This window comes from Streptomyces sp. NPDC000880 (assembly GCF_053599675.1).
On record NZ_JBSFMS010000103.1, the window covers coordinates 1 to 25,932 of the forward strand.

Consider the following 25,932-nt stretch of genomic DNA (forward strand, 5'->3'; position numbering starts at 1 on the left):
GCCGGACCCCGCGCGTTACCTGCTGCAGGGCTGGATCTACGGCTTTGCGGACGGGTCCAGCGGATACCCCGAGGACTGGACGGCGGTCTGATGTATGTCCAGGAACCGGACGCGATGCTCGCGGGCCTGGCCAGGGTGCGGGGAACGGGGCGTCGCCCGTTCGGGCCCCCGGAGCGCGCGGGGCGTCGTGCGGGCAGCGAGGCTGGAGAGGAAATCCCCCTTGAGGTGCAGCCGCGGCGAGCGGGCCGCAGTACGGCCGAGGAGGTCCTGCTTGTGCGTACGACCCGGCGCTCTGCCTCCGTACTGGCCGCAGTGGCGCTCCTGCTGTGGACGTCGCGGACGGCAGTCTCCCAGCCTCAGCTCCCTGCGTACGAGGCCGACTGCCGAATAGTCGTCGAAGGTTCCCGGGCCACCGCCTTCTGCCACAACCCCTACCCCGAGACCGACCGCGTCCGGCTGCACATCGAGTGCGAGCGCTGGTGGGACATCGACGTGGACAGCGCGCCCGCGGAGGTCGGCCCGGCCGGCTACGCCGAGCTCACCGACCGCTGCTGGAAGGAGATTGGGGCGGTGTGGGTCAGCCACCAGCCCCTGCCGGACTCCGCAGGCACATGAACGGATAGCTCGCTGCCTCCGCGGCCGCCGCATCGCCGTCGCCGGCGCGGATCGCTTCGACCATCCGCGCGTGGTCCATGTGGTTCTCCGGGCGCAGTTCGTGGCCCACGTCGTGGCGCAGCCGACCCCGCAGCAGATCGCCGAGGTCCGCGTAGAGCTCGCTGAGCACTTCGTTGTGCGAGGCCGCCACCACGGCCAGGTGGAATGTCGCGTCGGCGGCGACGAACTGCTCCGCGTCGCCCATTGCCCACGCCTCCTCGCGCCGGGCGAGGAGCGTGTCCAGCTGCTTGAGGTCGCGTTCGGTACGCCGTTCCGCGGCGAGGCGGGCCGCCGAGGACTCCAGTGTGGAGCGCAGTTCGGCGATGTGCCGGGGGTTGGCGTCGGCGAAGCGGCGGTGCATGACGCCGGCCAGCTCGCTGGTGGCCACGACGTACGTCCCCGAACCCTGCCGGATGTCCAGCAGTCCGTTGTGCGCGAGCGCGCGGACCGCCTCGCGGACGGTGTTACGGGCCACGCCGAGCTGCTCGACCAGTTCCGGCTCGGTGGGGATGCGTGAACCGACCGGCCACTCGCCCGAGGTGATCTGGTTCCGCAGCTGGGCGATCACCTGGTCGGAGAGCGCGGAACGCCGGGGAGAGGTCAGCGCCATCGGGTTCCTTCCGTAAGGATTGGACAACCAATCATCCCATGATTCTATGATGGTCCGTATGCGTGAGACGTCCGACGAGACCCAGACTCTGAGCCCCTCCGCCACGGACCGTACCTCGGTCGTCTCCGTGTCCTCCGTGGAATCTCCCGCCCCACGGCTCACTCCCTGGCTCAGCCGGCTCGTGATCGTCGGGATCGTCCTCGCGGCACTCAACCTCCGCCCCGCCATCACCAGCCTCGGCGCGCTCCTCGAAGAGGCGCGGGTCGGGCTGCACATGAGCGGCAGCGTCGCCGGCGTCCTCACCTCCGTACCGCCGCTCTGCTTCGCGATCTTCGGGATCGCGGCGCCGCGACTCGCCCGCCGTTTCGGCCCCGGCGCCGTCGTCTGCGCCGGCATGGCGGCCATCGCGACCGGCCTGTTGATCCGGCCCTTCGCCGGCGGCACGGCGGGCTTCCTCGCCGCCAGCGCGCTTGCCCTCATGGGCATCGCCGTCAGCAACGTCCTGATGCCGGTGATCGTCAAGCGGTACTTCCCCGACCGCGTCGGCTCCATGACCGGGCTGTACTCCATGGCGCTCGCGCTCGGCACCGCTGCCGCCGCCGCCGCGACCGTGCCCATGGCCGAGGCGCTGGGCGGCAGTTGGCGGGGCGGCCTCGCGCTGTGGGCGTTCCTTGCCGCCCTCGCCGTACTGCCCTGGATCGGCATGGTCCGCGACCGCGGCGCGGCCACGCGGAGCCCGGTGGCCGCACAGGACCAGGATTCCCCGGCCCCCAGGATCACCCGCAGCCCCACAGCATGGGCGCTCGGCTGCTTCTTCGGCCTCCAGGCCACCGGCGCGTACATCACCATGGGCTGGATGCCGCAGATCTTCCGCGACGCGGGGGTCTCCGCGGGCACGGCCGGGGTGCTGCTCGCCGTGACCATGGTGATGGGCGTGCCGCTCGCCTTCGTCATCCCGCGGCTCGCCGCACGGATGAAGACGCAGGGCCCGATCGTCGTCGCCCTCGGGCTGTGCGGGCTGACCGGCTACGTGGGCCTGTTCTTCGCGCCGGCCGCCGGAGCCTGGGCCTGGGCGCTGCTGCTCGGCGTCTCCAACTGCGCCTTCCCGCTCGCCCTCACCATGATCGGCATGCGGTCGAGGACTGGGGCCGGAGTCGTACGGCTCTCGGCGTTCGCCCAGTCCACCGGATATCTGATTTCCATCCCCGGCCCGCTGCTGGTGGGCGTGCTCTACCAGCACAGCGGCGGCTGGGGGCTGCCGATCGCACTGATGGCAGGCATGATCGTGCCGCAGATCGGGCTCGGCATCCTGGCCGGCCGGGACCGGATGATCGAGGACGAATGCTGAGATGCGAGACTGACTCCATGCCTGTGCTCGACCCGAACCCCTCGAACGGCCAGAAGAAGCTCCTGCTCGTCTTCGGCGCGATGATCGCCATCACGGTCGTGATCGCGGTGATCGCCTCTATCGCCGCGCCCTGACACGGTCATTGCCCCGCCCCGGCCTCCTGGCGGGTGAGCCGCAGGGGCGCGCGCGAACCGAGCCAGAGATAATGGGGTGGGGCTGGCACCACCATCCCCTAGGGGGGCAGGCTCAGGGTGAAGTGGGTGGGTCACCGGATGGGCCCCCGCGCCCATGATCCGTAGGTTTGAAGCAACAAACCGCAGACCTACGGAGGCGGCCATGTCGGCCCACACGCACACCCGGTCCCACCCCACGGCCACGGGCAGCGTCGACATCCGGCTGCCGTGGTGGGCACTGGCACTGCCCATGCTCGCTTTCGTCGTTCTGCTCCTGCTGATCGCGGACCCCGCCCAGGCGCAGCCCACAGGCGGCGATCCTGCGGTCGGCCAGATCCTCGAGCGCATCCAGCACCGCCTGTCCCGGTGACTGTGCCGCTGGCGGATTCACCCTTCGTGGGGGAGCCCGTCAACACCCTGCGCCCACTGGCTCATTTCATGCGAAGCTGGGGTGCATGAGCGACGCCGTGTCTTCCGGGGGGACAGCCCCCGGATCCCCCGAATCCCGCAGGATCGTCCTCCTTCGGCATGCGAAGGCCGACTGGCCGCAGGTGTCCGACCATGAGCGGCCGCTCGCCGAGCGTGGCCGTCTGGAGGCGGCGACAGCCGGCAGCAGGCTGGCCGATACCGGTATCGCCCTCGACCTGGCTCTGTGCTCCACCGCGAGCAGAACCCGCGAGACCTGGAAGCTGGCGGTGCACGAGCTGCCGCACCGTCCCAAGACGGTGTACGAGGAGCGGCTGTACGACGCCTCCCTCGGCGAACTTCTCGCGCTGCTCAACGAGACCCCGGACGAGGTGAACGACCTGCTCGTCGTCGGCCACAACCCCGGGATGCACGCGCTCGCGGACGCCCTCGCGGGCAAGGCCGAGGGCGACGCGCTGGCCCGGATGACGCAGACCGGCTTCCCGACCGCGGCGCTCGCCGTCGTCGGCTTCACCGGCTCCTGGAAGTCGGTCGAGCACGGCGTGGGCACGCTGCTCGAGTTCTGGGCGCCGCACGCGTAATCCCCCTGTCCGGTACGTGAATCGGCCCCGGCGCGCGGTCACCGCGCCGGGGCCGCCGCCTGGTGGGACTAATGTTCCTCGCCCTCGCCCTCGCCGTCCGCGGCCTCGACCTCTTCGCGGGTGATGCCCAGCAGATAGAGGACGGTGTCCAGGAAGGGGACATTGACGGCGGTGTGGGCGGCCCGGCGGACGACGGGCTTGGCGTTGAAGGCCACGCCCAGACCGGCCGCGTTGAGCATGTCCAGATCATTCGCGCCGTCGCCGATCGCGACGGTCTGCGCCAGCGGCACGCCCGCCTCGGCGGCGAACCGGCGCAGCAGTCGGGCCTTGCCCGCGCGGTCCACGATCTCGCCGACCACGCGGCCGGTGAGCTTCCCATCCACGATCTCCAGCGTGTTCGCCGAGGCGAAGTCGAGCCCGAGCCGGGTCTTGAGGTCATCGGTGACCTGGGTGAATCCGCCCGACACGACGCCCACTTGGTAGCCGAGCCGCTTGAGCGTACGGATCAGAGTGCGGGCGCCGGGGGTCAGCCGGACTTCCGCGCGCACCTTCTCCACGACCGAAGCGTCGAGCCCTTCGAGCAGCGCCACCCGCGCGTGCAGGGACTGCTCGAAGTCCAGCTCGCCGCGCATGGCGGCGGCCGTGACCTCGGCGACCTTGTCCTCACAGCCCGCGTGTGCCGCGAACAGCTCGATGACCTCGTCCTGGATGAGCGTCGAGTCCACATCCATGACGACCAGGCGCTGGGCGCGGCGGTGCAGCCCGGCCGACACGACCGCCACATCGACGCCGATCCCGGCGGCCTCGGTGGCCAGGACGGTGCGCAGCGCCTCGGTCTCCGTACCGGACACCGCGAATTCCACGGCGGTGACGGGGTACTTGGCGAGCCGGAAAATACGGTCGATGTTCCCGCCGGTTGCGGTGATCCTGGCCGTTATGGCGGCGATCGATTCGGCGGTGAGCGGGTGCCCGAGCACGGTGACGTGCGAACGGCCACTGCCGCGTGGCCGGTTGTCGCCGGTGCCCGAGATGATCTCGGCCTGCAGTTTCAGCGACTCGGCCCAGCTGTGGACGGTGGCCCGGAGCTCGCCCGCGGCGGTGCCGCCGGTGGTTGGAGCGGTGACGAGGACGCACAGGACGATGCGGCCCCGCGTAACGACCTGCTCGATGTCGACGACGTCGACGGAGTAGGCGGCGAGGGTGTCGAAGAGCCCGGCGGTGATCCCGGGACGGTCCTTCCCGAAGATCTTGACGAGAAGGGTGGGTACGTCGGAGGTCTGCGATGCGCTCATGGTGTATCCACCGTATCGGGCGCGCGCGCGGCTGAGACGGGGCGTCCCGCCTGCCGGACGTTCCGGCCCCGGCCCGGCCCTCGGTCTTCGCTCCGGCCCTCGGTCGCTCCGGCCCTCGGTCTTCGCTCCGGCCCTCGGCCTTCGCCCCGGCCCTCGGTCTTCGCTCCGGCCCTCGGTCTTCGCTCCGGCCCTCGGCCTTCGCCCCGGCCGCGTGCCCGCGCACCCGTCACCGGCGGCCCCTGGGCGCCCCCGGCGGCGGAGGGCCGTCGTCAGGCGGTGGGGGAGACGCGCGCTGCGGGGACGGCGGGGGCATCGGGCGCGCGACCGTCGGAGCACCGTGGATTTCCGGGGGCGGGCACAGATACGGGTTCGTGTCGTCGTTCGACGGGCGGTACGGCGGCGCCGGGCGGTACGGACCGGGCAGCTCCGCCGCCCCCGCCCCCGCCTCCGTCGCGGGCACCGCCGCCGCGGCCCGGCCGGCACCACGCGTCCCGTACACCAGCAGCGCCCCCACCCCGCCCGCAGCCGCACCCCACGCCGCCCCAAGCAGCAGGGCCATGCCCACCTGACCGTGCAGCTCGATGCCCGCGCCGAACGCGTCGAAGCCCAGCACCGACAGCGACGCGTCCGCCGAGACGTCCGTCAGCCACACCAGCAGCGGCAGTGCCGGCGCCGTCACCACGCCCAGCCGCACCGCGCACCGCCCCGCGAACGCGGCCGCTGTCAGCCCGCCCACCGGCGTACGCGCCGCCGCCAGCACCCCGGCGTACAGCATCATCACCGCGGTCGCGACCGCCAGCAGCCATACCCGGCCGTCCAGTTCGGCCAGCCTGCCCACCGTCACCGGCTCGTTCGCCGAGACCCGCAGCAGTTCGTCCAGCGGATCCGGCAGCAGCTTCGCCAGCTCGCCCTTCGCCTCGCCGTCCCACGGCACGAACAGGCCCAGCGGCACGCCCAGCCACGCCCCGTTTGGTGCCCCGAGCAGCGCCGCACCCGCGATCCTTCTCGGGTGGTCGTCACCGATCGCCGCGTACGCCGCCGCCGCGTACCCCGCGAGGACCGCGACCAGCAGCACCGCCACGACCGCGGACACCGCGGGCCGGACGGCCCTGCGAAGCGCCTGCCACACCGCCCCGGGGGGCAGTGGCGCACTCCGCGAGGCGAGAAGCGAGATCACCAGCACCCCGAGTACCCAGAACAGCGCGCCCGCCAGCGAATCCGCGGTGTTCACGCTGAACCCCACCGACGCCTGCGCGTCCACCAGGTCTCCGAGCCGGTCAGGCAGCAGCCCCCCGATGTCGCCGATGCCCGGCACCTCGATGCCGTCCCCGTCCCCGCCGAGCCCCGGCACCTTGTCGAGGTCCAGCCCGAGCTTCGCCCCGTCGATCGTGATGACGTCGTGACCTGCCCACGCCAAGCCGCCGACCGTCGCTACGAAGAGAGTCGCCACCCCGCCCGCCCGCGCGGCGAATTCGGTCCCCGAGATGTACGGTCCCGCGCGGCGCAACGACCGTATAAAGAAGTACGCAAGGAACAGTGCCCCGACCAGTCCCACCCCAAGTGGCGTGATGTCGATGGCTGTCCGCGCCTGCGCACCTGCCAGCCCGAACGCGGACACATCGCCTGTGGGGGTGACCGATCCGCCCACCGCGAGCACCACAGCCGCCGCGGTCATCGGCCCGAGCGACCCCGCCGAATCCGCGCCCAGCAGATGCAGTCCGAGCGCAGCCGCACCCGCCATCCCGACCAGTGCCCAGCTCACCGCCGCGACGGACGCCAGCACCACATCGCCCCACGGCACCTTGTCGCCACTGCCGCTCGCGTCCATCGGACCCCCCGATCCATGCTGGGTTTGGCCCAGTTGCCGCCACTCGCGCATGGTCCGTACGCACTCATGGGCGCTTACCACTCTCCGGGCGTGTTTCTCCTCCGTCAACGGCCATCCCGAACGCGGTCTTCACACGGCCCGACTTTCGGATGCGGGACCGGGCCTGAAATAGTTCCTCAGGATGTTCGCCATCCCTAGACTCCCTGCGATGGGGGTAACTCGGGGGACAAGTAGTGGGGCATGGAGTGCCGGAACTCGTACTGGAATTGAACGGAAGGACCTGGACTCTCGATCCGTCCAGGTCGTACACCCTGGGACGTGATCCGCAGGGCGACCTGGTGATCGACGACGCCAGGGTCTCGTGGCGGCATGCCGGCATCAGCTGGGGCGGCTGCAGTTGGGTGATCGAGGACCACGGCAGCACCAACGGCACATACGTACAGGGCCAGCGGATCCATCAGATGGAGATCGGCCCGGGCTCGGCAGTGCACTTGGGCAACGCCACCGACGGTCCGCGGCTGAACCTCTCGGGCGCGGCAGCCGACGCGTACAGCGCGCAGGGCGCGGTGCCTCAGCAGCAGGCGGTCAAGCAGCAGGCCCCGGTCCAGCAGCCGCAGCAGCAGGGCGCTCCCGGCTGGGTGGCGGCTCAGCAGGCGCCGGCGCAACAGCCGCAGCAGGCATGGCAGCAACAGCCGCCGCAGGCACAGGTCCCGCACCAGCAGGGACCAGGTGGCGCCGGCGGTGTCGCGGGGGCTCCGCCGGTGTACGGAGACCGCAGCCCGACCACCTTCCATCAGCTGGCCCTCGGCCGGGTGATGCGCATCGGTCGTGCGCTCGAGAACGAACTGGTCGTCTCCGACCTCCAGGTCTCGCGCCACCACGCCGAGTTCGTGGCCACGCCCGACGGCCGCTTCGAGATCCGCGACCTCGGATCCCACAACGGCACGTACGTCAACGGCCAGCCGATAGCCAAGTCCTCCTCCGCGCTCATCGGCCCGAACGACATCGTCGGCGTCGGCCACTCGACCTTCCGCCTCGTCGGCGACCGGCTCGAGGAGTTCGTCGACACCGGTGAGGTCTCCTTCTCTGCCCGCCACCTCACGGTGACGGTCGACGGCGGCAAGCAGATCCTGCGGGACGTCTCCTTCGGCGTACCGGAGAAGTCGCTCATCGGCGTCATCGGCCCCTCGGGCTCCGGCAAGTCCACCCTGCTCAAGGCGCTCACCGGCTACCGGCCCGCCAACCAGGGCGACGTGCTCTACGACAACCGCAGCCTCTACAAGCAGTTCGCCGAGCTGCGCCAGCGCATCGGACTGGTCCCGCAGGACGACATCCTGCACAAGGAACTCACCGTCCGTAAGGCGCTCAAGTACGCCGCCAAGCTCCGCTTCCCCGGCGACACCGCCGAGGCCGAGCGCGAGGCCCGTATCGACGAGGTTCTGCGCGAGCTCAAGCTCGACATCCACAAGGAAAAGAAGGTCACCTCGCTCTCCGGCGGCCAGCGCAAGCGCGTCTCGGTCGCGCTCGAGTTGCTGACCAAGCCGTCCCTGATATTCCTGGACGAGCCGACATCCGGCCTCGACCCGGGTATGGACCGCGACGTCATGCAGCTGCTGCGCGGCCTTGCCGACGACGGCCGCACCGTCCTGGTGGTCACCCACTCCGTGGCCGAGCTGGCGCTCTGCGACAAGCTCCTCGTCATGGCCCCGGGCGGCTCGGTCGCGTACTTCGGCCCGCCGGAGGAAGCGCTCAATTTCTTCGGCTACAGCACCTGGGCCGACGTCTTCTCGGCGTTCGAGAACTACCGCGACTACGACTGGGCGGGCCGCTGGCGCGGCTCGCAGCACTACCAGATGTACGCCGCGGACATCGACGCCGTTGCCGCGCAGCAGGTACACATGCCGCCCGCGCAGCAGATGCGCCCGCCGAAGCCGCAGAGCTGGGGCTCCCAGCTGTGGACGCTGATCCGCAGGTACTCCTCGGTCATCGCGTCCGACAAGGGCTTCCTGGGCCTGATGGTGATCCTGCCCGCGGTCCTCGGTCTGGTCAGCGTGGTCATCCCGGCGAAGTTCGGCCTCGGACCGCCCACGCCGCCGAGCAGGTTCAACGGCGACGCCGGCACGATCATGCTGATCCTCGCGGTCGGCATGTGCTTCTCGGGCGCGGCCAACTCCGTACGAGAGCTGATCAAGGAACGGGTCATCTACGAACGGGAACGGGCCACCGGCCTGGCCCGCTCGGCGTATCTGATGTCCAAGGTGATCGTCCTCGGCGTGATCACGGCCATCCAGGGCGTCATCATCTGCGGCATCGGCTTCGCCACCCGCGACCTGCCCGAAGAGGGCCTGATCATGCCGCCGGCCGTCGAGATCTGCCTTGTCGTCATTGCGCTGGGCTTCACCTCGATGATGTTCGGCCTGGTCATCTCCTCGCTGGTGAAGACCGCCGAGAAGACCATGCCGCTGCTGGTCATGTTCGCGATCGTCCAGGTCGTCTTCACCGGCATCCTCTTCCAGGTCTACGGTTCGCCCGGCCTGGAGCAGTTCGCCTGGCTGATGCCGTCCCGCTGGGCCATCGCCGGCGCGGGTACGACGCTCGACCTGTCGCACCTCATGCCCCCGTGGGACCCGAACAAGCCCGATGACCTGGACCCGCTGTGGGAGCACTCGGCGGGCCAGTGGGGCCTGAACATCACGATCCTGCTCGTGATCGGCGTCATCTGCGGTGTCGCGGTCGCGCGGCTGCTGCGCCGCCACGAGCCTGAGGTCATGCGCAAGTAAGGGTGCCATCCGCAGATGCGCCCGAAGGGCGGCACCCCGTGTGGGGAGCCGCCCTTCGGCGTATGCGCATACCGCGGTTGCTCTGCTGAGCCTCAGTAGGCGCTGTTGACGTTGTCGATCGAGCCGTAGCGGTCGGCGGCGTAGTTGGCCGCGGCCGTGATGTTGGCGATCGGGTCGTACTGGTTGTTGGGGGTACCGGGGACGTGGTACGCGTCGAACGTCGGCTTGATGACCTGCAGCAGGCCCTTCGACGGGACGCCGTTGATCGCGTTGATGTCCCAGTTGTTGATGGCATTCGGGTTGCCGCTGGACTCACGCATGATGTTGCGGTGCAGCCCGTCGTAGGTGCCGGGGATGCCGTGCTTCTTCATGATGGCCAGCGACTCCTTGATCCAGCCGTCAAGGTTGTTCGCGTAGACCGGCTTGCGGGCGGCGGCGCGGCTCGCGGCCTGCTCGGCAGCGCGCTTCTTCGCGGCAGCCTTGGCGGCAGCGGCGGCAGCCTTCTTCTTGGCCTCGGCGTTCGCCTTGGCCTTGGCGTGGGCCACGGTCTGGGCGTGGGCCACAGCCTTGGAGTGAGCCAGGGTCTGGGCGTGTGCCTTCGCCGCGGCAGACGCCTTCTGCTTGGCGGCAGCCGTCTCCTGCTCGGCGATGTTCGCCTGCGCAGCGGTCGTCTGCGCGGTCTTGACGGTCTCGGGCTCGGCGGAAGCGCTGCCCGGGACGAGGGAGAACGTGAGGGCTGCGACGCCGGCGGCGGCGATACCGGCGATCGAGACCTTGTTGGTCTTGGTCATACGGGTGCTGGACGCGGACATACAGATACCTCGTTCGAATAGCGGAAGTCGCATCAGGCCGGGGCGGCGCTGCGCTCCTCGGCGGCGACGGGTGCAATTCTTAGCGGCAGCAAAATGCCCTGGCAAAGGTGTGACGTACGACCCTCGGTAGTGGATCAGGGTGTCGCGAAGGTCCGTTTTTGCCCATTCAGTCCCCGCTCACGCGCCCTTTATATGTCCACTAAAGGGATTCGTAAGTGACGTGCGTCCTATGCGCGGGCTCACATGGGGCAGGCGCCATTCTCACCGTGCGTTGCGTCAGCAATGCAAAGCGTGAGGGATTTCAATTCGGAAGTATGAGGTGGCTGTCGCCAAACTCGTGCCAGAGGTAGAGATGCCGCAGCGCTTCCTCGTACGAGCGGCTCAGCGCCTCCCGCCCGGCGACTGCCTCCAGCATCAGCAGATGCGATGCCTGCGGCTCGTGCAGCCCGGTCAACAGCCCGTCCACGGCGCGCACCCCGCGCCTCGGCGTGATGACCAGGTCCGTCCAGCCCGATGCCGCACGCACCACGCCGTCGGGGCCCGCCGCCGACTCCAGGGCGCGTACGGCCGTCGTGCCGACCGCGACAATGCGGCCTCGGCCCACCCGCGCGGCATTCACCAGCCACGCCGTCGTGCCAGGCACCTCGAAGCGCTCCGGGTACGGCGGCTCGTGCGCCTGTGCCGAAGCCACCCCCGTATGCAGGGTGATCGGCGCGAACTGCACGCCCCGGCTCACCAGCTGCGCCACCAGCCGCGCCCTGAAAGGCCGTGCGGCACTCGGCATCTCCGCGGAGCCCGCGCCGCCGGGGGAAGGGAGCGCGAAGACCGTCTGATACGCGGACAGAGGCTGATCCTGGGCCGTGTACCCGTATCGGATCGGCCGTCCGTACCGGCGCAGCAGCCCCGGTACGTCCACCGAGACCGACGCCCACCACAGCCGGTCCGCGCCGGGGGCAAGGGGCTCCTCCAATACGAGGCGCTCGCCCCCCGGAAGCCGTATGGCAGCCCCTGCCGGACCGCCGGCGCGCGGCAGGGTGCTGCCTGATCCGTTGGGGCGGCGCAGCTCCACCGCCCAGCGCCCGTCGTCCCCGCGCGTCGAGAAGTGCACGACGACGACCGCACCGCCGACGCGCCCGCCCACGGCAGCGGGCAGGGTGCTGGACGTATTGACCACCAGGACGTCGCCGGCGCACAGCTGCCCGGGAAGGTCCCGGAAGGCGTGGTGGGAGACCTCGGTCCCGCGCGAGACCATCAGCCGTACATCGTCCCGACCGGAGCCGCGAACCTCGGCCGGCACCCGGGCGGAGAGCTCCTTGGGCACCCGCAGCGCATCCAGCACGGCTGTTCCTCCTGACATGGTTGTCATCGGAGTTGTTATCGGGGCGGCTCCGCGAGCGCGGGGGCCGCATACCGGCCGCTCACCGGCCTCTCGTCGAGCAGCCGCAGGAAGCCCGGCACCACCGACTCCGGCGCCGGACGCGGGTCCTCGTCGTCCGGAACGGCGGCCGCGTACAGATCCGTCTGCATGTCACCCGGGTCGACCGTCCACACCCGCAGTTCCGGCTCCTCGACCGCGAGGACCGCGGCGAGGTGGTCGAGCGCCGCCTTCGAGGCTCCGTAGCCGCCCCACGTCTCGTACGCCTCAGCCCCGGCGTCCGAGCTGACCGCGATCACCGTGCCCGCGTCCGCCGCCCGCAGCAGCGGGAGTGCCTCCTGAACGAGACCGAGCGCCGCGACCACATTGGTCTCCAGCGCCGCCCGCAGCCCCTCCAACGGCAGCGCGTCCAGCCGCACCAGTGGCTCGGCGCCGAGCGCGCTCGCATTGCTCACCAGCAGGTCAATACCGCCGAGCCCGCGGGCCGCGGCCAGCAGTTCCGTGCGATGCCCTGCGTCGGTGACGTCGCCCGTCACCGCCACCACCCGCGTCCCGTGCGCGCCGATGCCCCGCGCGCTCTCCTGAAGTACGTCGGCGGTCCTGGCACCCAGCACCAGGTCCCAGCCGCGCCGGGCGAGGGCCGCCGCGAGAGCGCGCCCAAGCCCCTTCGAAGCCCCGGTGATCACCGCTACCGGCATGATGTCCATCCCCTTGTCCGCGTCTTTGACCCAACCTAGGAACGCGGCCATGCCCGCCGCCTCCTGCCCGGGACCCCCGCCCAAGGAACTTCGACCTACGTCCACAGCCCTAGGAGGCTGCCCTCCCCGGCCCGATACGGACTGCCACACCCCGCCGGTACCGTGAGGTCATGAGTCACCGACCCGGCTCCGGCCTTGCCGCCGTGAGCACCGCGCTCCTCGCGATGAGCAGGCATCTCGAGGTGCGTGACGTGCTGAAGACGATCGTGGCTTCGGCGCGTGAGCTTCTCGACGCCGAGTACGCGGCGCTGGGCGTCCCCGACGACCACGGCGGCTTCTCCCAATTCGTGGTCGACGGCGTGAGCGACGCGCAGTGGAGGGCGATCGGCCCGCTCCCGCGGCAGCACGGCGTCCTCGCCGCGATGCTCCGGGAGGCGAAGACGGAGCGCCACGCGGATGTGCGCAAGGACCCCCGCTTCGAGGGCTGGCCGTCCGCCCACCCGGACATGTCCGACTTCCTCGGCCTGCCCATCAAGGACGGCGACGAGACGATCGGCGCGCTCTTCCTCGCCAACAAGAGGTGCCCGAAGCCGGACGGCGGTTGCGGATTCACCGTCGAGGACGAGGAGCTCCTCTCGATCCTCGCCCAGCACGCGGCCATAGCACTCACCAACGCCCGGCTGTACGAGCGCAGCCGCGAGCTCACGATCGCGGAGGAACGTTCCCGCCTGGCCCACGAGTTGCACGACGCGGTCAGTCAGAAGCTGTTCTCGCTCAGGCTGACCGCGCAGGCCGCGGCCGCCCTCGTGGACCGCGACCCGGCCCGCGCCAAGGGCGAGTTGCAGCAGGTCGCGGAGCTCGCCGCCGAGGCCGCGGACGAACTGCGCGCCGCTGTCGTCGAGTTGCGCCCCGCCGCCCTCGACGAGGACGGCCTGGTCAACACTTTGCGTACACACATCCAGGTCCTGGACCGGGCGCACACCGCGCGGGTCACCTTCGACAGCTTCGGCATCCGTGCGCTGCCCGCCGCCCAGGAGGAGGCACTGCTCCGGGTCGCCCAGGAGGCCCTGCACAACGCGCTGCGGCACTCCGGCGCCGACGAGGTCGACGTGGTCCTGGTCCGCCGCGGCCAGGGCGCGGTCCTGAGCGTCACGGACAACGGCAAGGGCTTCGAACCGAGGACGGTCCGCCGGGCCGGCCGCCATCTGGGACTGGTCTCGATGCGCGACCGGGCGGGCGGCGTCGGTGGAAAGCTCGCCGTGGAATCGGCGCCCGGAAAGGGCACCACGATCGAGATGGAGGTCCCCGGTGGCTGACACTGTCCCCAATTCGAAGACTGGGATGATCCGTGTGCTGCTGGTCGACGATCATCAGGTGGTCCGCCGGGGCCTGCGTACCTTCCTCGAGATCCAGGACGACATCGAGGTCGTCGGCGAGGCAGCGGACGGGGGCGAGGGGGTCGCCCGCGCCGAGGAGTTGAAGCCGGACGTGGTCCTGATGGACGTCAAGATGCCCGGCACCGACGGCATCGAGGCGCTCCGCAAACTCCGCGAACTCGCCAACCCCGCGAAGGTGTTGATCGTCACCAGCTTCACCGAACAGCGCACGGTCGTGCCCGCCCTGCGCGCGGGCGCGTCGGGTTACGTCTACAAGGACGTGGACCCGGAGGCGCTGGCCGGGGCGATCCGCTCCGTACACGCCGGCCACGTGCTGCTCCAGCCGGAGGTCGCGGGCGCGCTCCTTTCGCAGGACGCTCCGAGCAACGGGACGGGGCGCAGCAGCACCCTCACCGAACGCGAGAGGGAAGTCCTCGGCCTGATCGCGGACGGCCGCTCCAACCGCGAGATCGCCCGGGCGCTCGTCCTGTCCGAGAAGACCGTCAAGACGCATGTCTCGAACATTCTGATGAAGCTGGACCTGGCGGATCGTACCCAAGCGGCGCTGTGGGCCGTCCGGCATGGCCTGACAGACTGAGTGGAGCGTCTCGCTCCGGTCGGAGATTCATACCGTCGGGTGGATGTCACCTGTCCGGCGCATCCTGATCGACTCGGCGCCGTTGTCCATGGCGTGCTGCGGCGGCCGGCCGCAGCGAACGCTCAGGAGGATTTCCAAGTGAAGAACCTGAAGAAGGCCGCTGCCCTCACCATGGTCGCGGGTAGCCTCGTCGCCGCCGGCGCGGGTGTCGCGTCCGCCACCACCGGTGCGCACGCCGACGGCACGGCTGTCAACTCCCCGGGCGTTGCCTCCGGCAACGTGGTTCAGGTCCCGGTCCACGTCCCGGTGAACGTCGTCGGCAACACCGTGAACGTGATCGGCGCCCTCAACCCCGCGTTCGGGAACGCCGGCTACAACGGCTGACCGGGTTCACACCTCCACGGCGACCACCGGCCCGGTTTCCAGGGGCCGTGGTTGTCGTGGGCCGGGTTTCCAGGGTTCGTTGTTGCCCTGGGCCGGGGGCGTTGGTGGTTGGTGCCTGGTGGGTGGTTTCGCGGGCGAACCCAGTGTTTCCAGGGTTCGTTGTTGCCCTGGGCCGGGGGCGTTGGTGGTTGGTGCCTGGTGGGTGGTTTCGCGGGCGAACCCACCCACCGCGCCGGGCCTGGTACGGCCCCGGAATCCGCACCTCACGGCACCGGGCGCCCCGGACCCCCACGCCCCGGAGCCGCCCCGCGTCAGCGGGCCCCGCGTTCCCGCTCCTCCACATACGCGTTGTACGCCGCCACCTGTGCCCGTCTGGCCACCCGTTCCACCGGGCGCAGCGCCTCCACTCGCGCCGACATCTCGGACGCGCTCACCGCCCCGCCATGGCCGTTCTCGTACGCCACCGAGATGAGCAGCCCGACCCGCTGAGCCAGCTCCAGCACACGTACCGCCCGCGGCGGATACCCGGGCGCCAACGCCTCGCGGCCCCGCTCGGCCCGGGCCCGGTACGCGTCGATCGCCGCCTCCGCCACCGGGCCCGACGCCGCCACATCGAGCCGTGACAGTACCTCCGTCGCCTCCCGCAGCGCCTCGGCGAGCTCCCGCTCCGCCTCCCCGAGCGAGGGCACGTCCGCGGGCGGCGCCTCCCGTACCGGCAGACAGTGCCAGACGACCTCCACATGCTGATCACCCGCGGGCCCGGCTTCGTACACGTCGGGCACCAGCCCGTACGCGGCGCCCGTGGCGACGACCGCCTCCTCAGAGTCGAGCGCCCGCGCGTTGAACTCCGGCGGCCCGCTGAGCCCCAGCGGATGCCCCGGCGCCGGCAGCGCGACCCGGTACCCGGTCACCCCGAGCGCCCGCAGCCGCCCCAGCGCCAGCGTGAGCCCAACCGGGCCAGCCTCGCCGGGCAGACCCGCCACCCGGTGCACCGCGTCGTCGCGGACGATCGCGAGCACAGCGTCGTCGGGTGATACAAATCCGGCCAACAGGGCATTTCCCCATGCGGCCAGCCGTCCTGAGCGTGGTTCGGAGAGCATGGACCCAGCCTAGGGACCGGACCGGGGGACCGGGCCACCCGACCGGTGGCGTAGGTTTTCCCTGGGAGGCGCGCCCACAGGCGCACAAACGCCCCCCCAAGTACCTCAAAACGATTGCATGGGGAGACAACGCGCTCATGAGCGATGTACTGGAGCTGGTGGACGTATCCGTGGTCCGCGACGGACGCGCTCTGGTGGACGACGTCTCCTGGTCGGTCAAGGAGGGCGAGCGCTGGGTCATCCTCGGCCCCAACGGCGCCGGCAAGACCACCCTCCTCAACATCGCGTCAAGCTACCTCTTTCCGACCACCGGCCACGCGAGGATCCTGGGCGAGCGCCTCGGCGGCGTCGACGTCTTCGAGCTCCGCCCCCGCATCGGCATTGCCGGCATCGCCTTGGCCGAGAAGCTGCCCAAGCGCCAGACCGTGCTGCAGACCGTCCTTACCGCCGCATACGGCATGACCGCCACCTGGCACGAGGACTACGACGCCGTCGACGAGGAGCGCGCCCGCGCCTTCCTCGACCGCCTCGGCATGACCGACTTCCAGGACCGCAAGTTCGGCACCCTCTCCGAGGGCGAGCGCAAGCGCACCATGATCGCCCGCGCGATGATGACCGACCCCGAACTGCTGCTCCTCGACGAGCCGGCGGCCGGCCTCGACCTCGGCGGCCGCGAGGACCTGGTCCGCCGCCTCGGCCGCCTCGCCCGCGACCCGTACGCCCCCTCCATGGTCATGGTCACGCACCATGTCGAGGAGATCGCCCCGGGGTTCACTCACGTCCTGATGATCCGTCAGGGCAAGGTGCTGGCCGCCGGCCCCATGGAGACCGAGCTGACCTCCCGCAATCTCTCGCTCTGCTTCGGCCTCCCGCTCCTTGTCGAGCGCAACGGCGAGCGCTGGACCGCCCAGGGCCTCCCCCTCGGCTGACAACGGGCTCCGGCGGCGCGGCTGCCCGGATCTCAACCCCGCCCTCGCCCCCTGTCCCCACCAGACCGGCGGACCTACCATGACCACGTGGAAATCGACGCGTGGGTGTGGTGGCTGATCGGCGCGGTAGGACTGGGCATTCCGCTCGTCCTGACGGCGATGCCGGAATTCGGAATGCTGTCCGCCGGAGCGGTGGCCGCGGCCGTCGTCGCGGCGCTCGGCGGCGGCACAGTCGCCCAAGTACTCGTCTTCGCCGCGGTCTCCGTAGCGCTCATCGCCGTCGTACGGCCGATCGCGACCCGGCACCGTGCCCAGCGTCCCCAGTTCGCCAGCGGAGTCGACGCACTCAAGGGCCGCCAGGCCGTCGTCCTGGAACGGGTCGACGCCAGCGGCGGCCGGATCAAGCTTGCTGGTGAGGTCTGGTCCGCACGCACACTGGACGCCGCGATGTCGTACGAGGCCGGACAGCGGGTCGACGTCGTCGAGATCGACGGCGCCACCGCCGTCGTGATGTGACACAACAGGCCGAACACCCCACACGTCGGCCCGCGTTCTGGGAAACTCGATCATCAAATCATTCGGCAGCACAATCATCCGGCAGCGAAGGGCGCAGGGAACACGATGCAACCGATCATCATCGTCCTGATCATTCTGGTGGTGCTGGTCTTCATCGCCCTGATCAAGACGATCCAGGTCATCCCGCAGGCCAGCGCCGCCATCGTCGAGCGCTTCGGGCGCTACACCCGCACCCTCAACGCGGGTCTGAACATCGTCGTCCCCTTCATCGACTCGATCCGCAACCGTATCGACCTGCGTGAGCAGGTCGTCCCCTTCCCGCCCCAGCCGGTGATCACCCAGGACAACCTGGTGGTCAACATCGACACGGTCATCTACTACCAGGTGACCGATGCCCGGGCCGCGACGTACGAGGTCGCCAGTTACATCCAGGCGATCGAGCAGCTCACCGTCACCACCCTCCGCAACATCATCGGCGGCATGGATCTGGAGCGGACCCTGACCTCCCGCGAGGAGATCAACGCGGCCCTGCGCGGCGTCCTCGACGAAGCCACCGGCAAGTGGGGCATCCGCGTCAACCGTGTCGAGCTCAAGGCGATCGAGCCGCCCACCTCCATCCAGGACTCGATGGAGAAGCAGATGCGCGCCGACCGTGACAAGCGCGCCGCGATCCTCACCGCCGAGGGCATCCGCCAGTCGCAGATCCTCACCGCCGAGGGTGAGAAGCAGTCCGCGATCCTGCGCGCCGAAGGTGAGGCCAAGGCGGCCGCGCTGCGCGCGGAGGGCGAGGCCCAGGCCATCCGTACGGTCTTCGAGTCCATCCATGCCGGAGACGCCGACCAGAAGCTCCTCGCCTACCAGTACCTCCAGATGCTCCCGAAGATCGCAGAGGGCGACGCCAACAAGCTCTGGATCGTGCCCAGCGAGATCGGCGACGCGCTCAAGGGGCTCAGCGGCGCCATGGGCAACTTCGGCCCGATGGGCGGCATGGGCGGCGGCTCCGGCAAGTCCGGCGGCAACGGCACGGAGCGCCGCGAACAGCCCCCTCTCGACTGACCCGGCAGACCCTCAGGCATGATCGGTGCATCCGGCACCGATCATCGAGGGGCACAGCGTGACCATCTGGGAGATGCTCGCCGTCTTCGCCGCGGGCATCAGCGCCGGCACGATCAACACCATCGTCGGCTCGGGAACGCTGATCACCTTCCCGGTGCTCCTTGCCACCGGCCTTCCCCCGGTCACCGCCACCGTCTCCAACGCCCTCGGCCTGATCCCCGGCTCGATCAGCGGAGCCATCGGCTACCGCGCCGAACTCACCGGCCAGCGCAGCCGCCTCCGGCGCCTGAGCGTCGCCACCGCGATCGGCGGCATCAGCGGAGCCGCACTCCTGCTGATACTGCCTCCCACGGCCTTCGAGACGATCGTGCCGGTACTGGTCGCGATCGCCCTCGTCCTGGTGATCCTCCAGCCGCGCATCACCAAGGCCGTTCAGCGCCGCCGCGACCGCAACGGCACCCACGTCCACCCCGACGGTGGCCCGCTCCTGTTCACCGGACTGCTGCTCGCCAGCGTCTACGGCGGCTATTTCACCGCGGCCCAGGGGATCATCTACATCTCCCTCATGGGCATGCTGCTCGACGACACCATGCAGCGCTTCAACGCCGCCAAGAACGTCCTCGCCGCCGTCGTCAACAGCATCGCCGCGCTCTTCTTCCTCTTCGTCGCGGACTTCGACTGGACGGCCGTCCTGCTGATCGCGGTCGGCTCCGCCATCGGCGGACAGTTCGGCGCGAAGATCGGCCGCCGCCTCCCGCCCGCGGTGCTGCGCGCGCTGATCGTGGCGGTCGGCACCGTCGCCATCGTCCAGCTGCTGCTCCGCTGACGCACGCAAGGCCCGCCCTCGTCCGAGAGCGGGCCTTCACCGACTGGTCCTCGCGTTACGCGGCGGGCTGGGCGGCCAGCCACCCCGGCAGCTCCGACCGCTCACCGGCCCGCATCCCGAGCAGCATGGCGTCCGCCGGAGACGGTATGAAGGGCTGTTGCAGCAGGGGCATCCCCGCCTGCTCCGGCGTGCGGTCCGCTTTGCGGTGATTGTCCTCGGCGCAGGACGCCACCGTATTCAGCCAGCTGTCCGCACCACCGTGGGACCGCGGCACCACGTGGTCCACGGTCGTGGCGCGCCTTCCGCAGTACGCGCACCGGTGCTGGTCCCGGACCAGCACACCCCGCCTCGACCACGGCGCCTGTCTTCGGAACGGCACCCGGACATAGCGGCACAGCCTGATCACCCGGGGCACCGGAAGATCGACGGCGGCGGCACGCACACGGAGTCCGGGGTGGGCCTGCTCGACGACGGCCTTGTCCTGCAGCACCAGAACCACAGCACGGTTGAGTGTCACCGTCGACAGCGGCTCGAAGCTCGCATTCAGCACCAACGTGTCACGCATCTCGCCCACCTCCCGTTCGCCGGCCCAGCCCGTTGCGGGCCTTGGGCTTGGATCAACTCTGGCCGGGCGCGCCGAGATGGACAACGCAATAAAAGATGCCCTGCCCTGATCTCTCCAAGACCAGGGCAGGGCAAACAAGAAACGAACGCTCAGCTTGCCGAGGGACCCTCGTACTCACCGATCAGCTGCGCCCGCGCAATCGTGTGGAACCGCAGATTGAATCCCACGACCGCGGGCGAGACATCCGCGTCCGGGCCGAGCTTCTCGCTGTCCACCGCGTACACCGTGAACACATAGCGGTGGTTCTCACCGGCCGGGGGAGCGGCGCCGCCGAAGTCCTTCGACCCATAGTCGTTGCGGACCTGAATCGCGCCCTCGGGCAGCCCCTCGAACTTCCCGCTGCCCGCACCCGCAGGCAGCTCCGTGACCGACGAGGGGATGTCGAAGAGCACCCAGTGCCAGAACCCGCTGCCCGTGGGGGCGTCCGGATCGAAGCACGTCACGGCGAAGCTCCTGGTCTCGGCCGGGAATCCCTCCCACCGCAGGTGCGGCGAGGTATTGCCCGCCGCGTGGACCTGGGTGTCCTTCAGCACCGACCCCGGCGCGATGTCATCGCTCACCACCGTGAACGGCGGCACCGCCGGATGAAAGTCGTGCGGAAGTGGCGCCCTCTTGAGCTCGATCACGTCTGAACCTCCGATTCGGCTGTCCTGCCTGCCTGCCAAATCCGACCCTAGAGCCAGTTACGACGCCCACCGACATCGGCCAGCCACTGGTTGAGGTACGCCGCCCAGTCGGTCGACTGGAAGTCGTGGTGCCCCACCTTGAAGGCCTTGTACGAGTCGCTGCTCTCGCTGAACAGGCCCGGCTTCTTGTCCATCTCGAGGATGACGTCCATCTCGCGGTCGTCCGCGACGAACGTCAACTCGATTTGGTTCAGCCCGCGGTACTGCTGCGGCGGGAAGAACTCGATCTCCTGGTAGAACGGCAGCCGCTGCCGCGTCCCACGGATGTGCCCTCGCTCCATGTCCGCGCTCTTGAAGCGGAAGCCCAGCTGGATGAAGGCGTCCAGGATCGCCTGCTGCGCCGGCAGCGGGTGCACACTGATCGCGTCGAGGTCGCCCGAGTCCACGGCCCGCGCGATCTCCAGCTCCGTCGTCACTCCGATGTTCATCCCGCGCAGCTGCTGCCCCGCGATGTTCGTGACCGGGGTCTCCCACGGAATGTCCAGCCCGAACGGCACCACGTGCACCGCCCCGGCCGTCACCGTGAACGCGCCGCCGAGCCGCTGCTTGGTGAACTCGATGTCCTGCTTGACCTCCTGGTCACCGCCCTCGACCTCGACCCGCGCCTGCAGGCCGACTGAGAGCCCCTCGATCTGCTGATCCACCGAGCCGCCCTGGATGCGCACCTCGCCTTGGACGACACCGCCCGGCACGACGTTCGCCTCGGTCAGCTCCGTCTCCACGGAAGCACCGCCGGCGCCCATGCTCGCAAGCAGCTTCTTGAAGCCCATGTCCACTCCTCCTTGGTCCTGACCTCTACATACGCGCGACGACCGTAGTCGGTTCCCCGGTACGCTCGTACGCCATGATCGAGAGCCCCGACCGTACGCCGCTGCCCCGGGAGTTCTTCGACCGCCCTGTACTGGAGGTCGCCCCCGAACTTCTTGGCTGCACCCTGGTACGCCTGACCGACGACGGACCCATCGAGGTGCGCCTTACCGAGGTGGAGGCGTACGCGGGAGAGCTCGACCCGGGCTCCCACGCCTACCGCGGCCGCACCGCACGCAACGACGTGATGTTCGGCGCGCCGTACGTCTACTTCACCTACGGCATGTCAAGTCGGTCAGCATGAACGTTGTGAATCTCGCTCACCCCGCTGAAGAAGTCGCCCCCATGCTGCTCGGTGCCATCCTCACCCACGAGACCCCCGAGGGAACCGTGAGCATCACCATTACGGAGACCGAGGCGTACTCCGGTACGGCCGACCCAGCCTCCCACGCCTACCGAGGCAGGACACCCCGAAACGCCGTCATGTTCGGGCCCGCAGGACACCTGTACGTCTACCGGTCTCACGGTCTCCACTGGTGCGCCAACATCGTCACCGGGGCAGACGGTATCGCTACAGCTGTCCTCATCCGGGCAGGCAGGGTCATCGAAGGGGAAGAGCTGGCACGCAAGCGGCGAGGGGGCAAGATCGAGAGTCCACGTCTCGCGCGGGGTCCGGGGAACTTCTGCCAAGCGCTCGGCATCACGGCAGAGCACAACGGCACAGACCTACTGACAGGCGCCTCGGTCACGCTGTCCGAGGGTGAGCCAGTACCCGCCGCACTCATCCGGGTTGGTCCTCGGGTAGGCGTGAGCAGAGCCCACGACTGGCAGCACCGCTTCTACCTCGCCGGTGATCCAACAGTCTCGGCGTACCGACTGAGCCCGAGAGCCCAGCCGCCCGCCGGAGCCTGAGCCGCTGCGCGCCTCGCTCGTGGCTCGCCGGTAAGTCGGCGCGGAGTTTTGGGCCCGAGGATACGTGATCGCTCGCGAGCGTGGCGCGTGACGCGTTCCTGGCCGGTCGGGTGACTGTCGACGTGCGCCGACCCGGGCCGGAGAGGTGGGGGACGACCCCCTTGGTGCGTTCTTCCGCACCGCCAGGATCACGGTCACCGTGCACAACGACGAGCAGTCAACGGTGTACATCAACGGACGGCCGCTTACGACTCTTGATGAGGGACGGGTCATCGCCCCGCTCGGGCGGGCTGTCATGGTCTTCCCCCGCGACTTCACCGATCTCATCCGCAAGATGACCGCTATTCACAGCGACCGGTAAGAACAGAGCAGCACCACACGGGAGGGCTCCCTTACGGGGGTCCTCCCTCCTTCGTGTAAGATCCCTCGGCCAGGTCGCCGCCGTCGCTCCCGACTGCACGAGACCGAGTCCAAGCGCAAAGCCTTGGGCGTCACCTGTGAAGAGACCGCGCCAGCCATGGCCGGTCCACCCCCGCGAAGAAAGGGAGGCACATGTCCCGCCATCCGGCGGGGGGTACTGGCGCACCCGTGTGCGCCTCACAGGAAGGAGCCACACCCGGTGGCTATCAGCTTCGGCCATGACCGCCCGTGGGGCGCTGTCTCCCAGCACGAGTACCGGCGCTGGGCGTAGCACCCCGGACACGTGCTCGCCTACCGCGTTCACTTTGCCGCCATCGGATGGGCCGATCAGCACGGACACGCAGCCTTCGCTCCCGGCCGGCTGGCCGCACTGCTGGGCAAGGACGGCAAGCCGCTGTCCGACCAGGGCACCCGCAACGCGGTGGCCCGCGCCAAGGCGCTGGACCTTGTGTCGCCCCGCTCTGGGGCCGCCTGCCTCGTGCTTCCGCCTTACGTGTTCCAAAAGGGCAAGGGTGCACCAGTCCCCTGCCGTCTCCATCAGGAACGGTGACTACATACCGGGCGTGTAGTCGGAGCACGTCGACACGGCCTCCGACCTGCGGAAACGTTGGGTCTGTCGGTCACTCGTCCCGGACCACCATCGCGAACGAGGGACAGGCACGCCGGAAGCCCTTGTGCCGGCTCCGGCCTGTGTGGCTCATGCACTCCACTTCAACCGCCGCGCCGTCCGTCGAGGGAACGGCCGTCCACTTGCAGTGAAGACACGACGAAGGGCGCCCTGCAGGGCGCCCTGTCGTTGGCTACCGTCCGCTCAGTCGGCCGTCACGCATCGTTCACGGGTTCCGGAAGGTGATCCGGCAATGGTCAGACTCGAACCCTCGGACTCCTCGACCTCTCGGCATCAGCTCGACGAGTTCGCAGACCTGCATGACGACCGTCCGCACGTAGTCGATCCGGTCGGGGTCTTCGTAGTCCAACTCCTCCCACAGGTACTCGACGTCCCCCAGATCTATCCGCACCCGCTTCGCTGCCAGGTCTGCCAGTTCGGTCCGGATCTTCGCCAGATCGGCATCACACCTGCCGATGCCTGCACGCATGGTCGATGCGTCGATGTCCCCTACGGCGAACATCTCCGCCAGGGCGGTACGCCTCTCGGATGTGGCCACCTCCTCGGCCAGTAGCTCGGCCTCGCGCTCCTCGTCTGCGGCATCCGTGGCCGGAGCCTGGTTCCACTCCTCGGCCCTGTCGATGACCTTCCGGACCACGAAGGAGTCAAGGGGGTCTGCCGGGCATGTGATGCACCGGCCACCTGAGCAGGTGTAGATCCTGTATCGCTCGCCTGCCGCGTTCTTCTTGCTCCACCCCTGCGTCACGACGGCCTGACACTTCGAGCAGCGGACCACGCCGGACAACAGAGCCTTGCGCTTCCCTCCGCCGCCAGTGTTGCGCTCAGGGTCGCTCAGGTAGCGCGCCAGGGCCCGGAACATGCTTTCGGAGACGATCGGCTCCCAGTTGCCTGTGCCGGTCTCCTCGGTCACCCGTACGCGTCTCCCATCCGGCTTCTCGACCCACTGGGAGTACGTCTGGATGCCCGCATTCCTCGGCTTCAAGAGGACGCCCCGGAGGTTCGAGCTACGCCACTCCTTGCCGTGCGGCGAGAGCAGCTCGCGAGCGTTCCAGTCCTTCGCGATAAACCACAGGGAGACACCGGCCAGGACATCCCGGTATGCCTGCCGCAGGGCTTCCGCCTCCTCGTCGCGATGCGTGCCGTTGCGCTCGAAGCCGAAGGGGCGAGTGCTCCAGAAGGGCCTGCCCGACTCCCTGCGGCGCTGATGACCGAGCACCTGACGCTCTACTCGCATCTCGGTCTCGTTCTCGGCCACCGCAGCGCCGATGCGCGCAGCCAGACGACCCGAAGGAGTTGCCAAGTCCAGGACTCCCTGAGCCTGTGCGGCGGCCAGATGAACGCCGGTCTCCTCGGCCAGGTCCACCAACTCGACCAGGTCTCGTGTCGTGCGGTAGAGGCGGTCGTAGTGCCTGGCTACGACGACATCAGCCGTACCCGTACGAACCAGCTCGACCACGCGCTTCCAGCCTTCACCGCGAGCCGAAACCTTGCGGCCCTCAACGACGCGGAACTTCGAGGCCGAAGAGTCCTTCTCTGTGATGACCTCGACAACCGTCCAGCCGTTCCGGTCGCACAGTGCCTTGCTCAGTTCGACCTGCTGCGTGAGGTTCCCACCCTTGGACTCCTCGCCCCTCGGGGTCGGGCTGAGCCTGGCGTAGATAATCGCTCGCACTGCCTGTCTCTCCTGCTCGTCGTCGCCTTGCCGATGATGCAACGACGTACATGCTCAGTACGTTACCTACGGCATGTGGCACTGCCTGAACGTGGTGTGCGGCCCCGAGGGCAGGGCGAGCGGGATCCTGCTGCGCGCCGGAGAGATCCGTGTAGGCGCAGATCTCGCTCACAAACGTCGATTCTCGGCCCGTCATGACAAGGAACTGGCCAAAGGCCCCGCCCGCCTGGCCACGGCCCTCAATGTCGGCCGTGCCCTGAACGGCGCCGACCTCTGCACCGGCGGCGACGCCCCACTATCCGTGCTCCCCGGTACCCCGCCCGCTCCTGACCAGGTGCGCAGCGGCCCTCGCACGGGAGTGGGAGGCGCGGGGGCCCACCACCCCTGGCGATTCTGGATCGACGGCGACCCAACGGTCAGCCGGTACCGGGCCCATGTCCCGCGCCGTAGGGCAACTTGACTCGGGTTGCCCAGACGCCTAACGTAGCCCGAGCCGCTTGAAACGGGCGCTGCCGTTCGGCAACCCGAAGTGGCCAACCACTCCTTACGACGAACCCAACCGGGTGCGATTTCGGTATGCCGAAATTCTGGCCTTAATGACTCGATTATGAGTCGCCCTGGGAATCGGCTAAAGTGGTGAACACGCCGAAAGGCAAAAGGCCAGTCCAACGGCCACTGGATTCGAATTCCTCACCGGAAACGGAACGGAAAAAGAGTCTGGTAAAGTTGGAAACGCAAGACCGAAGGGAAGCGCCCGGAGGAAAGCCCGAGAGGGTGAGTACAAAGGAAGCGTCCGTTCCTTGAGAACTCAACAGCGTGC

Annotated in this window: 27 protein-coding genes and 3 pseudogenes; 18 read left to right on the plus strand and 12 right to left on the minus strand. The window is 69.4% G+C overall.

Translation table 11 applies throughout. From position 1 onward, the window contains the following. The first annotated feature begins 90 nt into the window (after window positions 1–90). On the plus strand, window positions 91–615 hold the full coding sequence (locus tag ACWDO5_RS26705) for a hypothetical protein (protein ID WP_450532909.1): 525 nt from the start codon (window positions 91–93) through the stop codon (window positions 613–615). On the opposite strand, the gene ACWDO5_RS26710 is transcribed toward ACWDO5_RS26705, so the two are convergent. After that, window positions 578–1,264: a FadR/GntR family transcriptional regulator gene (locus ACWDO5_RS26710; protein ID WP_450532910.1), complete on the minus strand. Its 687-nt coding sequence runs from the start codon at window positions 1,262–1,264 to the stop codon at window positions 578–580. The two genes, ACWDO5_RS26705 and ACWDO5_RS26710, sit on opposite strands and share 38 nt — an antisense overlap. Before the next feature lie 58 nt (window positions 1,265–1,322). Between ACWDO5_RS26710 and ACWDO5_RS26715 the strand changes: the two genes are divergently transcribed. The 4 genes from ACWDO5_RS26715 (at window position 1,323) to ACWDO5_RS26730 (ending at window position 3,792) form a co-directional block, all read left to right on the plus strand. Further along, window positions 1,323–2,612 carry a CynX/NimT family MFS transporter gene (locus ACWDO5_RS26715; protein ID WP_450532911.1) on the plus strand — a complete coding sequence of 430 codons (1,290 nt, stop codon included), beginning with the start codon at window positions 1,323–1,325 and terminating at the stop codon, window positions 2,610–2,612. A gap of 17 nt (window positions 2,613–2,629) precedes the next feature. Beyond that, a complete protein-coding gene (locus tag ACWDO5_RS26720) occupies window positions 2,630–2,746 on the plus strand; it encodes an SGM_5486 family transporter-associated protein (protein ID WP_450532912.1) in 117 nt (38 codons plus the stop codon). A gap of 202 nt (window positions 2,747–2,948) precedes the next feature. After that, window positions 2,949–3,155: a hypothetical protein gene (locus tag ACWDO5_RS26725; protein ID WP_450532913.1), complete on the plus strand. Its 207-nt coding sequence runs from the start codon at window positions 2,949–2,951 to the stop codon at window positions 3,153–3,155. 85 nt (window positions 3,156–3,240) lie between these two features. Beyond that, entirely contained in the window at window positions 3,241–3,792 is a 552-nt protein-coding gene (locus ACWDO5_RS26730) for a SixA phosphatase family protein (protein ID WP_450532914.1), read from the plus strand. Between the two features lie 68 nt (window positions 3,793–3,860). Here the strand turns inward: ACWDO5_RS26730 and serB are convergent, their stop codons facing one another. Beyond that, complete coding sequence (gene serB / locus ACWDO5_RS26735) at window positions 3,861–5,084, minus strand: phosphoserine phosphatase SerB (protein WP_450532915.1); 1,224 nt, start codon at window positions 5,082–5,084, stop codon at window positions 3,861–3,863. A 226-nt stretch (window positions 5,085–5,310) separates the two neighbouring features. Continuing rightward, window positions 5,311–6,912, minus strand: coding sequence for a streptophobe family protein (locus ACWDO5_RS26740; protein ID WP_450532916.1), 1,602 nt, complete (start codon window positions 6,910–6,912; stop codon window positions 5,311–5,313). A gap of 233 nt (window positions 6,913–7,145) precedes the next feature. Here ACWDO5_RS26740 and ACWDO5_RS26745 point away from each other — a divergent pair, with 233 nt between their 5' ends. After that, the gene (locus ACWDO5_RS26745; protein WP_450532917.1) at window positions 7,146–9,692 is read left to right on the plus strand and encodes an FHA domain-containing protein; all 2,547 of its coding nucleotides are present in this window, start codon (window positions 7,146–7,148) and stop codon (window positions 9,690–9,692) included. A gap of 92 nt (window positions 9,693–9,784) precedes the next feature. Here the strand turns inward: ACWDO5_RS26745 and ACWDO5_RS26750 are convergent, their stop codons facing one another. From ACWDO5_RS26750 to ACWDO5_RS26760, 3 genes are all read right to left on the minus strand, one after another. Next, window positions 9,785–10,504 (minus strand): transglycosylase SLT domain-containing protein, encoded by a 720-nt coding sequence (locus tag ACWDO5_RS26750; RefSeq protein ID WP_450532918.1) that lies wholly within the window; start codon window positions 10,502–10,504, stop codon window positions 9,785–9,787. 301 nt (window positions 10,505–10,805) lie between these two features. Then, window positions 10,806–11,861: an S-adenosylmethionine:tRNA ribosyltransferase-isomerase gene (locus ACWDO5_RS26755; protein ID WP_450532919.1), complete on the minus strand. Its 1,056-nt coding sequence runs from the start codon at window positions 11,859–11,861 to the stop codon at window positions 10,806–10,808. A 17-nt stretch (window positions 11,862–11,878) separates the two neighbouring features. Then, window positions 11,879–12,577 carry an SDR family NAD(P)-dependent oxidoreductase gene (locus ACWDO5_RS26760; RefSeq protein WP_450532934.1) on the minus strand — a complete coding sequence of 233 codons (699 nt, stop codon included), beginning with the start codon at window positions 12,575–12,577 and terminating at the stop codon, window positions 11,879–11,881. A gap of 170 nt (window positions 12,578–12,747) precedes the next feature. Here ACWDO5_RS26760 and ACWDO5_RS26765 point away from each other — a divergent pair, with 170 nt between their 5' ends. From ACWDO5_RS26765 to ACWDO5_RS26775, 3 genes are all read left to right on the plus strand, one after another. Further along, a complete protein-coding gene (locus ACWDO5_RS26765; protein WP_450532920.1) occupies window positions 12,748–13,893 on the plus strand; it encodes a GAF domain-containing sensor histidine kinase in 1,146 nt (381 codons plus the stop codon). A gap of 25 nt (window positions 13,894–13,918) precedes the next feature. Next, window positions 13,919–14,551 carry a response regulator gene (locus ACWDO5_RS26770; protein WP_450532935.1) on the plus strand — a complete coding sequence of 211 codons (633 nt, stop codon included), beginning with the start codon at window positions 13,919–13,921 and terminating at the stop codon, window positions 14,549–14,551. Window positions 14,552–14,689: 138 nt separating this feature from the next. Beyond that, window positions 14,690–14,935 carry a chaplin family protein gene (locus tag ACWDO5_RS26775; RefSeq protein WP_450532921.1) on the plus strand — a complete coding sequence of 82 codons (246 nt, stop codon included), beginning with the start codon at window positions 14,690–14,692 and terminating at the stop codon, window positions 14,933–14,935. A 311-nt stretch (window positions 14,936–15,246) separates the two neighbouring features. Here ACWDO5_RS26775 and ACWDO5_RS26780 read toward each other — a convergent pair whose 3' ends face one another. After that, the gene (locus ACWDO5_RS26780) at window positions 15,247–16,035 is read right to left on the minus strand and encodes a hypothetical protein (RefSeq protein WP_450532922.1); all 789 of its coding nucleotides are present in this window, start codon (window positions 16,033–16,035) and stop codon (window positions 15,247–15,249) included. A gap of 137 nt (window positions 16,036–16,172) precedes the next feature. On the opposite strand from ACWDO5_RS26780, the gene ACWDO5_RS26785 reads away from it, so the two are divergent. The 4 genes from ACWDO5_RS26785 to ACWDO5_RS26800 all read left to right on the plus strand — a co-directional run bounded on the left by ACWDO5_RS26785 (window position 16,173) and on the right by ACWDO5_RS26800 (window position 19,362). After that, the gene (locus ACWDO5_RS26785) at window positions 16,173–16,964 is read left to right on the plus strand and encodes an ABC transporter ATP-binding protein (protein ID WP_450532923.1); all 792 of its coding nucleotides are present in this window, start codon (window positions 16,173–16,175) and stop codon (window positions 16,962–16,964) included. Between the two features lie 87 nt (window positions 16,965–17,051). Then, window positions 17,052–17,480, plus strand: coding sequence for an NfeD family protein (locus ACWDO5_RS26790; RefSeq protein ID WP_450532924.1), 429 nt, complete (start codon window positions 17,052–17,054; stop codon window positions 17,478–17,480). A gap of 105 nt (window positions 17,481–17,585) precedes the next feature. Beyond that, complete coding sequence (locus ACWDO5_RS26795) at window positions 17,586–18,536, plus strand: SPFH domain-containing protein (RefSeq protein WP_450532925.1); 951 nt, start codon at window positions 17,586–17,588, stop codon at window positions 18,534–18,536. A 58-nt stretch (window positions 18,537–18,594) separates the two neighbouring features. Further along, the gene (locus ACWDO5_RS26800) at window positions 18,595–19,362 is read left to right on the plus strand and encodes a sulfite exporter TauE/SafE family protein (RefSeq protein WP_450532926.1); all 768 of its coding nucleotides are present in this window, start codon (window positions 18,595–18,597) and stop codon (window positions 19,360–19,362) included. Window positions 19,363–19,417: 55 nt separating this feature from the next. Here the strand turns inward: ACWDO5_RS26800 and ACWDO5_RS26805 are convergent, their stop codons facing one another. The 3 genes from ACWDO5_RS26805 to ACWDO5_RS26815 all read right to left on the minus strand — a co-directional run bounded on the left by ACWDO5_RS26805 (window position 19,418) and on the right by ACWDO5_RS26815 (window position 21,443). Continuing rightward, window positions 19,418–19,927 (minus strand): HNH endonuclease, encoded by a 510-nt coding sequence (locus ACWDO5_RS26805; RefSeq protein ID WP_450532927.1) that lies wholly within the window; start codon window positions 19,925–19,927, stop codon window positions 19,418–19,420. A gap of 149 nt (window positions 19,928–20,076) precedes the next feature. Further along, window positions 20,077–20,613: a YbhB/YbcL family Raf kinase inhibitor-like protein gene (locus ACWDO5_RS26810; RefSeq protein WP_450532928.1), complete on the minus strand. Its 537-nt coding sequence runs from the start codon at window positions 20,611–20,613 to the stop codon at window positions 20,077–20,079. 47 nt (window positions 20,614–20,660) lie between these two features. Continuing rightward, window positions 20,661–21,443 carry a sporulation protein gene (locus tag ACWDO5_RS26815; protein ID WP_450532929.1) on the minus strand — a complete coding sequence of 261 codons (783 nt, stop codon included), beginning with the start codon at window positions 21,441–21,443 and terminating at the stop codon, window positions 20,661–20,663. A 74-nt stretch (window positions 21,444–21,517) separates the two neighbouring features. Between ACWDO5_RS26815 and ACWDO5_RS26820 the strand changes: the two are divergent. The 4 genes and pseudogenes from ACWDO5_RS26820 to ACWDO5_RS26835 all read left to right on the plus strand — a co-directional run. Next, window positions 21,518–21,766, plus strand: a pseudogene (locus ACWDO5_RS26820) (DNA-3-methyladenine glycosylase); the annotation flags it as partial. A 14-nt stretch (window positions 21,767–21,780) separates the two neighbouring features. Beyond that, complete coding sequence (locus ACWDO5_RS26825; RefSeq protein WP_450532930.1) at window positions 21,781–22,392, plus strand: DNA-3-methyladenine glycosylase; 612 nt, start codon at window positions 21,781–21,783, stop codon at window positions 22,390–22,392. 145 nt (window positions 22,393–22,537) lie between these two features. After that, complete coding sequence (locus ACWDO5_RS26830; RefSeq protein ID WP_450532931.1) at window positions 22,538–22,753, plus strand: hypothetical protein; 216 nt, start codon at window positions 22,538–22,540, stop codon at window positions 22,751–22,753. A 342-nt stretch (window positions 22,754–23,095) separates the two neighbouring features. Further along, window positions 23,096–23,362: a hypothetical protein gene (locus ACWDO5_RS26835; protein ID WP_450532932.1), complete on the plus strand. Its 267-nt coding sequence runs from the start codon at window positions 23,096–23,098 to the stop codon at window positions 23,360–23,362. Between the two features lie 70 nt (window positions 23,363–23,432). Here ACWDO5_RS26835 and ACWDO5_RS26840 read toward each other — a convergent pair. Together ACWDO5_RS26840 and ACWDO5_RS26845 are read right to left on the minus strand one after the other, a co-directional pair. Further along, window positions 23,433–23,570, minus strand: a pseudogene (locus tag ACWDO5_RS26840) (hypothetical protein); the annotation flags it as partial. 75 nt (window positions 23,571–23,645) lie between these two features. Next, entirely contained in the window at window positions 23,646–25,112 is a 1,467-nt protein-coding gene (locus ACWDO5_RS26845) for a recombinase family protein (RefSeq protein WP_450532933.1), read from the minus strand. 58 nt (window positions 25,113–25,170) lie between these two features. Here ACWDO5_RS26845 and ACWDO5_RS26850 point away from each other — a divergent pair. Next, window positions 25,171–25,572, plus strand: a pseudogene (locus tag ACWDO5_RS26850) (DNA-3-methyladenine glycosylase); the annotation flags it as partial. Between the last annotated feature and the right edge of the window lie 360 nt (window positions 25,573–25,932).